Source organism: Pseudomonas sp. S07E 245 (genome assembly GCF_019599025.1).
Classification (GTDB): Bacteria; Pseudomonadota; Gammaproteobacteria; order Pseudomonadales; family Pseudomonadaceae; genus Aquipseudomonas; species Aquipseudomonas shirazensis.
In genome coordinates this window covers 3,793,565-3,807,897 of the sequence record NZ_CP080625.1, presented here as the reverse complement: position 1 = coordinate 3,807,897, position 14,333 = coordinate 3,793,565, and the positions used below count along the sequence as shown (strand labels likewise).

Sequence of the window (14,333 nt, the reverse complement as noted above, 5' to 3'; positions counted from 1 at the left end):
CAGACCTGCACCTGCTCCTAGAACAATTTCAGCGGCGCTTCGTCCAGCGCCGAGATCTGCTCGCGCAGGGCAAGGATCTGATCGCCCCAGTAACGCGGCTGACCAAACCAGGGGAAGCTGCGCGGGAACGCCGGGTCGTCCCAGCGCCGCGCCAGCCAGGCGCTGTAGTGCAACTGACGCAAGGCCCGCAGCGGCTCGATCAGCGGCAGTTCGCGCGGGTCGAAGTCGTGGAACTCGTTGTAGCCGTCGATCAGCTCGGCCAACTGGCCCAGGCGTTCTTCGCGGCTGCCGGCGAGCATCATCCACAGGTCCTGCACTGCCGGGCCCGTCCGGCAGTCGTCCAGATCGACAAGGTGGTAGGCGTCTTCGCGGTGCATGATGTTGCCTGGGTGGCAGTCGCCGTGCAGGCGGATGGTATGGTGCGGGGTGCGCGCGTAGATCGCTTCAACCCGTTTGAGCAGATCGCGAGCGACCGATTCATAAGCTGGCAGCAGTTCCTTGGGCACGTAGTTGCCGTCGAGCAAGGTCTGCAGCGAGGCATGCCCGAAGTTATCCACAGCGAGCGACTCACGGTGCACGAACGGCCGCGTGGCGCTGACTTTGTGCAGGCGCCCGAGCAACTGGCCTAGGGTATACAGCTGGTCGAGATTGCCCGGCTCTGGCGCCCGGCCGCCGCGGCGTGGGAACAAGGCAAAGCGAAAGCCCTGATGTTCGAACAGGCTCTGGCCTTCATGGCTGATTGGCGCCACGACCGGCACTTCGCAGTCGGCAAGCTCGGCGGTAAAGGCGTGTTCTTCGTGGATCTGTGCGTCGGTCCAACGCCCCGGCCGGTAGAACTTGGCGATCAGCGGCTGCTGGTCTTCGATGCCCACCTGATAGACCCGATTCTCGTAACTGTTGAGCGCCAGCACGCGGGCATCGCTGAGAAAGCCCAGGCTTTCTACCGCATCAAGGACCAGGTCGGGGGTGAGGGTATCGAAAGGGTGGGACATTGGAGCTCCGCAGGGCGACATCGTGAGCACCATGGTACTCCATTACCCCGCGCACCGGAGGTCGCTAGGCCGGCACGCCCAGCAGTACATAAGCCGGATGGAACTGCGCACGTAGTTCGCTGCCGGTGGTCACCCCATGAGCTGTCAGCCACTGGCTCTCGGCAAAAGCGCAGAGGGTCTGGCCATTACTCAGTTGCAGGCGCACTTCGCAGCTGGCCTCTTCTTCAGCGAGCACTTCGGCGACCGTGGCGCCGAGCGTGTTGCTGCCTGGTTCTGCGGTGTCCTCCGGGCCGAGCAGGTGCACCCAGCCGGCCTTGAGCAAGGCCACTACCTGGCTGCCTGGCGCCAGTTCCAGCCGCTCGGTGCTGTCGCGGGTGATCAGCGCTTGAATCTGCAGCCCGCCACTCAGCGCCAGGGTCACCCGGTCATGCCGACCTTCGCTGCTCACTGCGCTGACCTCACCCTGCAACTGATTACGCGCGCTGGTGCGCAGCATCAGCCGGCCGAGCAGGTCGAGGTCGCTACTGTGTTCGGCGGCCTCGAGCACTTGCGCCTGCAGCGCTTGCAGGCGCAAGTAAAGGCGCAGCACGCGCTGGCCCTCTGACGACAACTGCGCGCCGCCACCACCACGGCCGCCGGTGCTGCGCTCGACCAGGGGCTGCGCGGCAAGGTTGTTGAGCTCGTCGATGGCGTCCCAGGCGGACTTGTAACTGATCCCGGCAGCCTTCGCCGCGCGGGTGATCGAGCCCTGCTCGGCGATGTGCTGCAGCAGGGCGATGCGCTGCGGGCGGCGGGCGATGTGTTGGGTGAGCTGGGTGGGCAGAGACATGCGCTTGAGCCAGGCGGTGTGAGACTGGCGAAGTTGCCTCCCGTAGCGTCATCAGTCAACCCCGGCGCCCGCTCAGGCCTGGCCAGGTTTGGCCGTGCGCGCCAGGCAATAGACATCGACCCGCTGGGCGCCGGCCTTGCGCAGCAGCTTGGCAATGGCCTGGGCAGTGGCGCCGGTGGTCAGCACGTCGTCGACCACTGCCAGGTGCCGCCCTTCGACATCAACGCCTGGCGCCAGGGTAAACGCCTCGCGCAGATTGCGCCGGCGCGCCTTGGCGCCGAGTTTTTGCTGGGCCGGGGTGTCGCGAGTGCGCAGCAGCCAGCGCTCGTTGCAGGCGATGCCCAGTTGGCCTGACAGCCAGCGCGCAAGCATACCGGCCTGATTGAAGCCGCGCTGGCGCAGCCGACGCGCCGCCAAAGGCACTGGCAACAAGTATTCCGGCCTGGGCAAGCCTTCGGCGTAGCGATGCGCCAACGCATCCCCGAGCAAGCCCGCCAGCAAACGACCGAGGGGCCACTGCCCGCGATGCTTGAAGCGACTGATCAGGCTGTCCAGCGGGAAGCCGAAATGCCACGGCACAATCACCTGGCTGAAGGCCGGTGGCCTGCGGTGGCAGGGGCCGCAATACAGGCCGGCAATGGCCAGCGGTAACGCGCAGCGCAGGCATTGTTCCTCCAGCCAGGGCAATTCCTGCTCGCAGGCGCTGCACAGCGGGTAGGGCTGATAAGCGTGTTCATCACACAGCAAACACATTTGATTAATATTTGTACACTTGTAAACCAGCCATCTGAGTATTGGTTGACAGTCCATGGCCCTTCCGTAAATATTGCGCCTATCCGTGATGCGCTGGCGGCTTTCTTGGCCTGCGCGCCAGTCAGAGCCTAGATAAGGAAACGCCGATGAGCGCCAGCACAATTGCTACAACACGTCACGACTGGGGCCTGGCCGAGGTCAAGGCGCTGTTCCAGCAGCCCTTTAATGATTTGTTGTTCCAGGCGCAAAGCGTGCACCGCGCGCATTTCGATCCCAACCGTGTGCAGGTCTCGACCCTGCTGTCGATCAAGACCGGCGCCTGCCCGGAAGACTGCAAATACTGTCCGCAGTCCGGCCACTACAACACCGGGCTGGAAAAGCAAAAACTGATGGAAGTGCAAAAGGTGCTGGAAGAGGCCGCCCGCGCCAAAGCCATTGGCTCGACGCGCTTCTGCATGGGCGCGGCCTGGAAGCATCCGTCGGCCAAAGACATGCCTTACGTGCTGGAGATGGTCAAAGGGGTCAAGGCATTGGGCCTGGAAACCTGCATGACCCTCGGCAAGCTGGACCAGGACCAGACTGTCGCGCTGGCTCAGGCTGGCCTGGACTACTACAACCACAACCTCGACACCTCGCCTGAGTTCTATACCAGCATCATCACCACCCGCACCTACAGCGAGCGCCTGCAGACCCTGGCCTATGTGCGCGACGCCGGCATGAAGATCTGCTCCGGCGGCATCCTCGGCATGGGTGAGTCGCTGGACGACCGCGCCGGGCTGCTGATTCAGCTGGCCAACCTGCCCGAGCATCCTGAGTCGGTACCGATCAACATGCTGGTCAAGGTTGCCGGCACGCCGCTGGCTGAAGAAGCCGACGTCGACCCATTCGATTTCATCCGTATGCTTGCGGTCGCGCGGATTCTCATGCCCAAGTCGCACGTACGGCTGTCGGCCGGGCGTGAGCAGATGAATGAGCAGATGCAGGCGCTGGCCTTCATGGCCGGGGCCAACTCGATCTTCTACGGCGAAAAACTGCTGACCACGGCCAACCCACAAGCCGACAAGGACATGCAGCTGTTCGCCCGCCTCGGGATCAAGCCGGAAGCGCGCGAAGAGCATGCTGACGAAGTGCATCAGGCAGCCATCGAGCAGGCCCTGGTCGAGCAGCGCAGCAGCGAGATGTTCTACGACGCAGCGTCGGCCTGAAATGGCCTTTGACCTCACCGCGCGCCTGGCCGAACGGCGTGCGGCCGACCTGTATCGGCAACGGCCGCTGCTGCAGACCGCGCAGGGGCCGCAGGTGGTGGTCGATGGCCAGCCGCTGCTGGCCTTCTGCAACAATGATTACCTCGGCCTGGCCAATCACCCTGAGGTGATCGCTGCCTGGCGCGCCGGCGCCGAGCGCTGGGGGGTCGGTGGCGGTGCTTCGCATCTGGTCATCGGCCACAGCACCCCGCATCACCAGCTTGAAGAAGCCCTGGCCGAGCTGACCGGGCGGCCGCGTGCGCTGCTGTTTTCCACCGGCTACATGGCCAACCTCGGTGCCATTACCGCATTGGTCGGGCAGGGCGATACGGTGCTGCAAGACCGCCTCAACCACGCTTCGCTACTCGATGGCGGCCTGCTCAGCGGTGCGCGCTTCAATCGTTATCTGCACAACGATGCGCAGAGCCTGGCCAGCCGCCTGCAGCGGGCGACCGGCAATACCCTGGTGGTTACCGATGGCGTGTTCAGCATGGATGGCGATCTCGCCGACTTGCCCGCACTGGCCGCGACCGCCCGCGCAGCGAATGCCTGGCTGATGGTCGATGATGCCCACGGCCTCGGCACCCTGGGCGCCAACGGCGGCGGAATCGTCGAGCACTTCGGCCTTGGTCTGGATCAGGTGCCAGTGTTGATCGGCACCCTCGGCAAAGCCTGCGGCACCGCAGGTGCGTTTGTTGCCGGCAGTGATGACTTGGTCGAGGCACTGGTGCAGTTCGCTCGGCCCTACATCTACACCACCAGCCAACCGCCGGCGCTGGCCTGCGCCACGCTCAAGAGCCTGCAGCTGCTGCGTGACGAAAGCTGGCGGCGCGAGCAGTTGGCGGCGTTGATCCGCCAGTTCCGCGAGGGCGCAGAGCAGATCGGCCTGCAACTGATGGACAGCCAGACGCCGATTCAGCCAATCCTGATCGGCGACAGCGGCCGTGCTGTGCGCCTGTCGCAGATGCTGCGCGAACGCGGCTTGCTGGTGACCGCTATCCGCCCGCCGACAGTGCCGGCCGGCAGTGCGCGGCTGCGGGTGACCTTGAGCGCGGCGCACACCGAGGCGCAGGTGCAGCTATTGTTGAATGCATTGGCAGACTGTTATCCACAACTGGAGCGCGCCGATGCGTAATCGCCTGATTCTCTTGCCCGGCTGGGGGCTGGGTACTGCTGCACTGCATCCATTGGCGGCAAGCCTGCGCGCGCAGGATCCGCGCTTGCAGGTCGACCTGCTGGCGCTGCCGGAATTGCCCGACGGCGATGTCCAGGCCTGGGTCGACCATCTTGATCGCACCCTGCCCCAGGACACCTGGCTGGGTGGCTGGTCACTGGGCGGGATGCTCGCCAGCGAGCTGGCCCGCAAACGCGGTGATCGCTGCTGCGGCCTGCTGACCCTGGCCAGTAATCCTAGTTTCGTCAGCCGCGCCGACTGGCCGCACGGCATGCCGGCAGACACCTTCAGCACCTTTGCCGACGGCTGTCGCAGCCATCTGCAGGTCACCCTGAAGCGCTTTCGCTCGCTGTGCACCCAGGGTGCGCCGGATCAGTTGGCCGTGCTCAAGCAACTCAATGTCGGCCTGCCGAGCACTGATCCGCTGTACCTGATGAGCGGCCTGGAGGTGTTGGGCAAGCTGGATACCCGCGACGCCTTGGTGGAGTACACCGGGCCGCAGTTGCACCTGTTTGCCGGCAGCGATGTGCTGGTCCCGGCAGAGGCAGCCAAGGCGCTGTGCGAGCTGGTCCCGGACGTCGAGGTCGGTCTGGTTGAAAACACCTCGCATGCCTTCCTGCTGGAATATCCGCAGGACCTGGCGGCGGGCATCAAGATTTTTTTGCACGAGAGCGGCGATGACTGATCTGTCCCATCCGACCCTGCCGGGCGGCTTGCCTGACAAACGCCAGGTGGCGGCGTCGTTTTCTCGGGCTGCTGCCAGTTATGACAGCGTTGCCGCGTTGCAGCGCGCCGTCGGTGTGGCTTTGCTCGAGCAGTTGCCGGCTGATCTGACCCCAAGCCGCTGGCTCGACCTGGGCAGCGGTACCGGTCACTTCAGCCGCGTGCTGGCCGAGCGCTTTGCCGGCGCTGTCGGCGTGGCCGTCGACATTGCCGAAGGCATGCTAGGTCACGCTCGGCAGCAAGGTGGCGCGCAGTTCCACGTGGTCGGCGATGCCGAACGCCTGCCGCTGCAGGACGCCAGTGTCGATTTGATTTTCAGTAGCCTGGCCGTGCAGTGGTGCAGCCAGTTCGCCAGCGTGCTCGGCGAAGCACAGCGGGTGTTGCGCCCTGGTGGAGTGCTGGCGTTCAGCAGCCTGTGCGTAGGCACTCTGGAAGAGTTGCGCGCCAGTTGGCAGGCAGTAGACGGCATGGTCCACGTCAACCGCTTCCGCCGGTTCGACGATTACCAGCGGCTGTGTGCCGGCAGCGGCCTGCAGCTGCTTGATCTGCAACAGCGTGCGCAGGTGCTGCACTACCCCGATGTACGCAGCCTGACCCATGAACTGAAGGCGCTGGGTGCGCATAACCTCAACCCTGGCCGGCCGGCTGGCCTAACGGGGCGGGCGCGCATGCAGGGTTTGCTGCAGGCCTACGAACACTGGCGCCAGCCGTCCGGCCTGCCGGCCACCTATCAGGTGGTGTATGCCGTGCTGCGCAAGCCTCAGCAGGCTGGGGAATGACATGAGCCAAGCGTATTTCATTGCCGGTACCGACACAGACGTGGGCAAGACCACCATCGCTGCCGGCTTGCTCCATGCGGCCCGGCTGCAAGGTCTGAGCACCCTCGCGGCCAAGCCGGTGGCGTCGGGATGCGCGGTGACCAGCAAGGGCCTGCGCAATGCCGATGCGTTAGCGCTGATTGATCAAAGTACCGTCCAGTTGCCTTATGAACGGGTCAATCCGTTCGCTTTCGAGCCGGCAATCGCCCCGCACCTGGCTGCGCGCGAAGCGGGCGTGGCGCTGGCGCTGCCTGCTTTGCTCAAGGCGATGCAGGGGATTCTGGCAGAGGGCGCCGACTTCACCTTGATCGAAGGTGCCGGCGGTTGGCGGGTGCCGTTGTCGGACCATGCCAACCTGTCCGATCTGGCGATCGCGCTGAAGCTACCGGTGATCCTGGTGGTCGGCGTGCGCCTGGGCTGCATCAATCACGCGCTGTTAAGTGCCGAAGCGATTGCCCGCGATGGCCTGCAGTTGGCCGGCTGGGTGGCCAATGTGATTGAGCCGCGCACCTCGCGGCTGGAAGAAAACCTGGCCAGCCTCGCTGAACGCCTGCCCGCGCCGTGCCTGGGGCGGGTGCCCAAACTCAAGCAAGCCAGTGCCGATGCCGTGGCCGAACATCTGCAGCTTGACCTGCTTGATTAAGCTCCGCGCGCATACCCTCGGTCTATCGAATGGCACTAGGCTATTAGCGATTTAAACGGGCCTTTTCGGCGTTGGCCTGCTTTAATGAAGTTTGTCCGTTATCCAGCGTCATCGGAGTTTTGACATGGAAATCACCGGTAGCTCTGCCTACTACGCAGGTCTTGGCGCCATTCAGGCGGGCCAGAACCGCGTTGATCAGGCCGCCAGCCAGATCGCCAACGGCACCGTCGAACGTGCCGCCACCAGCCAGTCCAGCGACTATCAGGCCGAGCGCTTGCGCGCCGTCGACCGCAGCCAGCAAATGGACATGGCCACCAGCACGGTGCAGTTGGCGCTGGGCAAGACTGAGGTCGAGCTCGGTGTGAAAGTCGCCAAGGCTTCCGACGAACTGCTCGGCCGCTTCATCGACACCTACGCCTGATTGCTAATCTCGCTGAAACCTCTGCGGGCCTGACTGCGATGGCGCTGACCAGACAACACCGTTGTCTGCTCGGTTGCCCTCTGCAGTGAGGCCCGCAGTTGCATTTACGGGCACATGGCAGATACGCCATGTTTCGCGACGTAAATGGCACCATAGTCCCTTCTTGACTTTGTTTGCACCTAAACGTAAGTTTCAAACAACTGTTTGACCGAGTGCCGGTTGCTGTCGGCGCTCACTCCACCGGACTCCTCAAGAGGTTCATCGCAATGCCTGAATACAAAGCCCCTCTGCGTGATATTCGCTTCGTTCGCGACGAACTGCTCGGCTATGAAGCGCACTACCAGAGCTTGCCGGGTTGCGAGGAAGCCACGCCCGACATGGTCGATGCGATCCTTGAGGAAGGTGCCAAGTTCTGCGAGAACGTGCTGGCGCCGCTGAACCGCGTTGGCGACCTCGAAGGCTGCAAGTGGAGCGAGTCGGGTGTGCAGACCCCGACTGGCTTCAAGGAAGCCTACAAACAGTTCGTCGAAGGCGGCTGGCCGAGCCTGGCCCATGATGTTGCTCACGGCGGCCAGGGCCTGCCTGAGTCGCTGGGCCTGGCGGTCAGCGAGATGGTCGGTGAAGCCAACTGGTCCTGGGGCATGTACCCAGGCCTGTCCCATGGCGCGATGAACACCATTTCCGAGCACGGCACCGCCGAGCAGCAGGACACCTACCTGAGCAAACTGGTCACCGGTGAATGGACCGGCACCATGTGCCTGACCGAGCCGCACTGCGGCACTGACCTGGGCATGCTGCGGACCAAGGCCGAGCCGCAGGCGGATGGCTCTTACAAGGTTTCCGGGACCAAGATCTTCATCTCGGCCGGTGAGCACGACATGGCCGACAACATCGTCCACATCGTGTTGGCGCGGCTGCCGGATGCCCCTGCTGGCACCAAAGGTATTTCGCTGTTCATCGTGCCCAAGTTCCTGCCCAGCGCCGATGGCGCCATCGGCGAGCGCAACGGCGTCAGCTGCGGCTCGCTCGAGCACAAGATGGGCATCCACGGTAACGCCACCTGCGTGATGAACTTCGACGGCGCTACCGGTTACCTGATTGGCCCGGCCAACAAAGGCCTGAACTGCATGTTCACCTTCATGAACACCGCTCGCCTGGGTACCGCGCTGCAAGGCCTGGCCCACGCTGAAGTGGCATTCCAGGGTGGCCTCAAATACGCCCGCGATCGTCTGCAGATGCGCTCGCTGACCGGCCCCAAGGCACCTGAAAAGGCCGCTGACCCGATCATCGTCCACCCTGATGTACGGCGCATGCTGCTGACCATGAAGGCCTTTGCCGAAGGCAACCGGGCGATGGTCTACTTCACCGCGCAGCAGGTCGATATCGTCAAGTACAGCAAGGACGAAGAAGCTCGCAAGAAGGCCGATGCATTGCTGGCCTTCATGACCCCGATCGCCAAGGCGTTCATGACCGAGGTCGGTTTCGAAGCCGCCAACCATGGCGTGCAGATCTACGGCGGCCATGGCTTCATCGCCGAGTGGGGCATGGAGCAGAACGTGCGCGACAGCCGCATCTCGATGCTCTACGAGGGTACCACCGGCATCCAGGCCCTCGACCTGCTCGGGCGTAAAGTGCTGATGACCCAGGGCGAAGCGCTCAAGGGCTTCACCAAAATCGTGCACAAGTTCTGCCAGGCCCAGGAAGGCAACGAAGCGGTCAAGGAATTCGTCGAGCCGTTGGCGGCGATCAACAAGGAGTGGGGCGAACTGACGATGAAAGTCGGCATGGCCGCCATGAAAGACCGTGAAGAGGTCGGTGCCGCGTCGGTCGATTACCTGATGTACTCGGGCTACGCCTGCCTGGCCTACTTCTGGGCTGATATCGCCCGTCTGGCAGCTGAAAAACTCGCCGCCGGCACCAGCGAAGAAGCGTTCTACACCGCCAAGCTGCAGACCGCACGCTTCTACTTCCAGCGCATCCTGCCGCGTACCCGCACCCATGCAGCGACCATGCTGTCCGGTGCCGGTAACCTGATGGCGATGAAAGAAGAAGACTTCGGCCTGGCCATCTAAGCCGCGCTGGCAACATCAAAAACCGCCTGCCCTCACCGGCAGGCGGTTTTTTTGTGAGCGCTCGTCCGGGCCGCGTAGCCCCATGCACAGAAAAAGCTAAGCCTGGCTCCACGCCTGCCGTTAAACATCTGGTGTATTCATCTATTCATGTGCGCTGCCGATGAAGTAAAGGCACAATGCCATTATTGATCTGCCGGGTTGGAGATACCCTTGTTTCAGTTATCCGCTGTACGCGTAAGCCATTTCCTGCCGTCACTGGTGTTACTGGTGTCGGGGCTGGCGGCGGCCTATGTGAGAGACCTCAGCGTCTTCTTCACGTCTTTGTTCAATGTGCTGCCAACCATGGTGCTGCTGCTCGGCGGCGCCTATTGCGCGGTGTACCGCCGGCAGCGTGAGCTGTTTGTGATGGTCACGGTGTATATCGCTTACTACCTGCTCGACACCCAGACCGACTTCTATCGCGACAACGGCCGCGTGCGTGAAGACGCTGCAGTGATCTTTCATCTGGTCTGCCTGCTGCTACCTGCGTTGTTCGGCCTGTTCGCCGCCTGGCAGGAACGCACTCATCTGGCCCAGGACATGCTCGCCCGCTTTGCCGTACTGTTTGCCGTCGGCAGCGTGGCGGTGGCCTTGCAGCAGAGCTTTCCGGAGGCGCTGCTGGGCTGGCTGGCGGAGATCCGCTGGCCGTCGCTGCACGGTCAGTGGATGAGCCTGATCCAGCTGGCGTACCCGGTCTTCGTCATCGTTTTCATCCTGCTGGCGGTGCAGTACCTGCGCCAGCCGCGACCGCTGCATGCGGCGCAGATCATCGGCTTGCTGGGCCTGCTGTGGATGTTGCCGAAAACCTTCATCCTGCCGTTCACCCTGAACATCATGTGCAGCCAGGTCATGCTGATGATTGCCGCAGCGGTCGCCCATGAGGCCTATCAGATGGCCTTCCGCGACGAGCTCACCGGCTTGCCCGGCAGGCGTGCGCTGAACGAGCGTATGCAGCGCCTGGGGCGCAACTACGTGATTGCCATGACCGACGTTGACCACTTCAAGAAATTCAACGATACCCACGGCCACGACGTCGGTGATCAGGTGCTGCGGCTGGTTGCCAGCCGGCTGTCGAAAGTGACGGGGGGCGGTCGGGCTTACCGCTATGGCGGCGAAGAGTTCGCCCTGGTGTTTGCCGGCAAGACTGCCGAAGAGTGTCTGCCGCACCTGGAAGCGGTACGCGAGATGATCGCCAACTACGCCATCCAGCTGCGTGACCAGAACAGCCGCCCGCAGGACGATAGCGCCGGCCGGCAACGGCGCAGCGGCTCGGCCAGCGCTACCGTATCGGTCACCATCAGCATCGGCGTGGCCGAACGCTTGATCGACCACCGCAACCCCGAGGCGGTGCTCAAATCTGCCGACGAGGCGCTGTACAGCGCCAAGGCTGCCGGGCGTAACTGTGTAGTGATGTTCGGCCACCAATCACGCCGCGGCGCTGTGCGAATGGCATGACTTAGGTTGACTGGGGTTGACTATAGGGTCACGTGATGACCCTATGTCTCGCAAAAGTTGTTCGGTTACACTGATTTCACTCCAGTGCCGCGGTCCTTGCCAGGACCGCCCCGACCCGACTAGTGAGAGGTTGTCCATGGCTGACTATAAAGCGCCCCTGCGTGATATGCGCTTCGTTCTCAATGAAGTCTTCGACGTGGCCACGCTGTGGGCACAGCTGCCCGAGCTGGCCGAGGCGGTCGACCAGGACACCGCTCTGGCGGTGCTGGAAGAAGCCGGCAAGGTCACCGCCCGCAGCATCGCGCCGCTCAACCGCGCCAGCGATGAAGAGGGCTGCCACTGGGACAACGGCAGCGTACGCACCCCAGCCGGTTTCATCGAGGCCTACCAGACCTACGCCGAAGGCGGTTGGGTCGGTGTTGGCGGTGATCCGCAGTTTGGCGGCATGGGTATGCCCAAGGCGATCTCGGCTCAGGTCGAGGAAATGATCAACGCCTCGAGCCTGTCGTTCGGGCTGTATCCGATGCTCACCGCAGGCGCCTGCCTGTCGATCAACGCTCATGCCAGCGAAGCGCTCAAGCACAAATACCTGCCGAACATGTACAGCGGCGTCTGGGCGGGCTCGATGTGCCTGACCGAGGCCCATGCCGGCACCGACCTGGGCATCATCCGTACCAAGGCCGAGCCGCAGGCGGATGGCAGCTACAAGGTCAGTGGGACCAAGATATTCATCACCGGTGGCGAGCACGACCTGACCGAAAACATCATTCACCTGGTGCTGGCCAAGCTGCCGGACGCACCCGCGGGGCCCAAGGGCATTTCCCTGCTGCTGGTGCCCAAGTTCCTGGTCAACGACGACGGCAGCCTGGGTGAGCGCAACTCGGCCCACTGCGGCTCGATCGAGCACAAGATGGGCATTCAGGGCTCGGCGACCTGCGTGATGAACTTCGACGGCGCGGTCGGCTACCTGGTCGGCGAGCCGAACAAGGGCCTGGCGGCCATGTTCACCATGATGAACTACGAGCGCCTGGGCGTCGGTATTCAAGGCCTGGCCTCGGCCGAGCGCTCTTATCAGAACGCCGTCGAGTACGCCCGCGATCGCCTGCAAAGCCGCTCGCCAGTCGGCGCACAGGCAAAAGACAAAGTCGCCGACCCGATCATCGTCCACCCGGATGTGCGGCGCATGCTGCTGACCATGAAAGCCTTGATCGAAGGCGGCCGGGCGTTCTCCACTTACGTCGCCCTGCAACTGGACAACGCCAAGTACAGCGAAGACCCGGCCACGCGCAAGCGCAGCGAGGACCTGGTGGCGTTGCTGACACCGGTGGCCAAGGCGTTCATGACCGACACCGGGCTTGAGTGCACCGTGCATGGCCAGCAGGTGTTTGGCGGCCACGGTTACATCCGTGAGTGGGGCCAGGAGCAACTGGTGCGCGACGCGCGCATCACCCAGATCTACGAAGGCACCAACGGCATTCAGGCGCTGGACCTGATGGGCCGTAAGGTGGTCGCCAGCGGTGGCGCGTTCTACCAGGTGTTTGCCGACGAAATTCGCCAGTTCGTGGCTGGTGCCGATAGCGAGCTGGGCGAGTTTACTCAGCCATTGGCCACTGCCCTGGATCAATTGGATGGGCTGACCGAGTGGGTTATCGAGCAGGCCAAGCTCAACCCGAACGAGATCGGTGCAGCTTCGGTTGAGTACCTGCACGCGTTCGGCTATGTCGCTTATGCCTATATGTGGGCGCGCATGGCCCAGGCAGCCAAGGCAGGCGAGGGCGATGCGGCCTTCTATCAGGGCAAGCTGGGCACGGCGCGCTTCTACTTTGCGCGGTTGCTGCCGCGGGTGGATTCGTTGGTGGCGTCAGTCAAGGCGGGTAGCGAGTCGCTGTATCTGTTGGACGCTGCGCAGTTCTGACGCCTCGATCACATGCCGTAACAAAGCTGGGGTGATTTGTAAGCCTTTTCCTACACGACGTGGTGACTTTTCGCCTCTATCTTCAGATTGGATCCACAGCTAATATTTCTCACATGGACGGAACGCAGGAAGCGTAAAGGACAGAACAGGGACACGAAGGAATCTCGCCAGGATGGTGAGGCGATAGGGATGTCAGGGAAACAGTCTGGAAAACCCCGCTTAGGCGGGGTTTTCTTTGTTGCGTGGTTTTTACCGTCAGCCCAGTACGTCCAGCGGCGACACGCCCAGCGGGCGCCCGTCGGTTTCTTCTTCGAGCAATGTGCGCAACAGCTCCAGCGACGCCTGTTGGCGCTGCGCATCGCGAAACACCAGGCCAACCTTGAGTGGTACGCGCGGCTCGCTGAGGGGCTTCCACAGCAGCCCTTGATCATCCTCGGCCGCTGCCTTGGCGCGCCCTGGCAGGATGGTTGCCAGCGAGGTGTGCGGCAGGCTGTCGAGGATTCCCGCCATGTTGTTCATCTCGGCCTGTACCTGCGGCCTGCGGCCCTGGCTGGCCAGCTGCTCCTTCCAGATCTGGCGGATCTGAAACTCTTCACCCAGCATAAGCAGCGGCAATTCAGCTGCCTGCCTGATCGAGACCTTCTTGAAGTCCTTCAACGGGTGGGTGTTGGGGATGACCAGTTGCAGCTCATCTTCATACAGCATCAGCCCGTGCAGGCCTGCCTGGCGCGGCGGCAGATAGCTGATGCCGATATCCAGATTGCCATTGAGCAGACGCCGCTCGATCTCCAGCCCCGACAGTTCGTAGATCTGCACCACCAGGTGCGGCTGCGCCCGGCGCACGCGCTCCAGCAACTGCGGTACCAGCCCGGGGCGGACGGTCTGCAGGACACCGATGGCGAGGGTACGCAGTGCCTGGCCTTTGAAGCTGCGCATAGCCTCATGGGCGCGCTGCAAGCCGTCGAGCAAGGGCTGGGCATGGTTGTACAAGGTGTGCGCGGCCAGTGTCGGCAGCAGGCGCTTGTTGCTGCGCTCGAACAGGCTCAGGTCGAGGCTGTGTTCCAGCTGCCGAATCTGCTGGGACAAGGCCGGCTGCGACAGTGACAGGCGTTCGGCAGCACGGCCCACGTGGCCTTCTTCATAGACCGCGACGAAATAACGCAGTTGGCGAAAATCCATAAGCAACACTTATCGAAAAAGCTGGGAAATCGAAATGGCCAGGGTGCCCGGTTGTGCCTAGTCTAGCGGCGTTTTC

13 protein-coding genes are annotated in these 14,333 nt (G+C 63.2%); 9 read left to right on the top strand and 4 right to left on the bottom strand.

Annotated features, from left to right (window positions below):
• Positions 1-17: 17 nt before the first annotated feature.
• The 3 genes from K3F44_RS17580 to K3F44_RS17570 form a co-directional block, all read right to left on the bottom strand.
• On the bottom strand, positions 18-992 hold the full coding sequence (locus K3F44_RS17580; protein WP_220632671.1) for a serine/threonine protein kinase: 975 nt from the start codon (positions 990-992) through the stop codon (positions 18-20).
• A gap of 64 nt (positions 993-1,056) precedes the next feature.
• A complete protein-coding gene (locus K3F44_RS17575) occupies positions 1,057-1,821 on the bottom strand; it encodes a TOBE domain-containing protein (RefSeq protein WP_181089440.1) in 765 nt (254 codons plus the stop codon).
• Positions 1,822-1,893: 72 nt separating this feature from the next.
• On the bottom strand, positions 1,894-2,631 hold the full coding sequence (locus K3F44_RS17570) for a ComF family protein (RefSeq protein ID WP_220632670.1): 738 nt from the start codon (positions 2,629-2,631) through the stop codon (positions 1,894-1,896).
• Between the two features lie 89 nt (positions 2,632-2,720).
• Here K3F44_RS17570 and bioB point away from each other — a divergent pair, with 89 nt between their 5' ends.
• The 9 genes from bioB (at position 2,721) to K3F44_RS17525 (ending at position 13,078) form a co-directional block, all read left to right on the top strand.
• Positions 2,721-3,779 carry a biotin synthase BioB gene (bioB, locus tag K3F44_RS17565; RefSeq protein WP_150571154.1) on the top strand — a complete coding sequence of 353 codons (1,059 nt, stop codon included), beginning with the start codon at positions 2,721-2,723 and terminating at the stop codon, positions 3,777-3,779.
• A 1-nt stretch (position 3,780) separates the two neighbouring features.
• Positions 3,781-4,953 carry an 8-amino-7-oxononanoate synthase gene (gene bioF / locus K3F44_RS17560; RefSeq protein WP_220632669.1) on the top strand — a complete coding sequence of 391 codons (1,173 nt, stop codon included), beginning with the start codon at positions 3,781-3,783 and terminating at the stop codon, positions 4,951-4,953.
• Entirely contained in the window at positions 4,946-5,677 is a 732-nt protein-coding gene (locus K3F44_RS17555; protein WP_101322423.1) for an alpha/beta fold hydrolase, read from the top strand. Before bioF ends, K3F44_RS17555 begins: the two co-directional genes overlap by 8 nt.
• Complete coding sequence (bioC, locus tag K3F44_RS17550) at positions 5,670-6,494, top strand: malonyl-ACP O-methyltransferase BioC (RefSeq protein WP_220632668.1); 825 nt, start codon at positions 5,670-5,672, stop codon at positions 6,492-6,494. Before K3F44_RS17555 ends, bioC begins: the two co-directional genes overlap by 8 nt.
• A gap of 1 nt (position 6,495) precedes the next feature.
• Positions 6,496-7,176, top strand: a complete 681-nt coding sequence (gene bioD / locus K3F44_RS17545) for a dethiobiotin synthase (protein ID WP_101322421.1) — start codon at positions 6,496-6,498, stop codon at positions 7,174-7,176.
• 124 nt (positions 7,177-7,300) lie between these two features.
• Positions 7,301-7,597: a pyrroloquinoline quinone biosynthesis protein PqqE gene (locus K3F44_RS17540; RefSeq protein ID WP_101322420.1), complete on the top strand. Its 297-nt coding sequence runs from the start codon at positions 7,301-7,303 to the stop codon at positions 7,595-7,597.
• A 266-nt stretch (positions 7,598-7,863) separates the two neighbouring features.
• The gene (locus K3F44_RS17535) at positions 7,864-9,669 is read left to right on the top strand and encodes a phenylacyl-CoA dehydrogenase (protein WP_101322419.1); all 1,806 of its coding nucleotides are present in this window, start codon (positions 7,864-7,866) and stop codon (positions 9,667-9,669) included.
• Positions 9,670-9,879: 210 nt separating this feature from the next.
• On the top strand, positions 9,880-11,163 hold the full coding sequence (locus K3F44_RS17530) for a diguanylate cyclase (RefSeq protein ID WP_101322418.1): 1,284 nt from the start codon (positions 9,880-9,882) through the stop codon (positions 11,161-11,163).
• A 136-nt stretch (positions 11,164-11,299) separates the two neighbouring features.
• Complete coding sequence (locus tag K3F44_RS17525; protein ID WP_150573412.1) at positions 11,300-13,078, top strand: acyl-CoA dehydrogenase C-terminal domain-containing protein; 1,779 nt, start codon at positions 11,300-11,302, stop codon at positions 13,076-13,078.
• Positions 13,079-13,333: 255 nt separating this feature from the next.
• Here the strand turns inward: K3F44_RS17525 and K3F44_RS17520 are convergent, their stop codons facing one another.
• Positions 13,334-14,257 carry a LysR family transcriptional regulator gene (locus tag K3F44_RS17520; protein WP_220632667.1) on the bottom strand — a complete coding sequence of 308 codons (924 nt, stop codon included), beginning with the start codon at positions 14,255-14,257 and terminating at the stop codon, positions 13,334-13,336.
• Between the last annotated feature and the right edge of the window lie 76 nt (positions 14,258-14,333).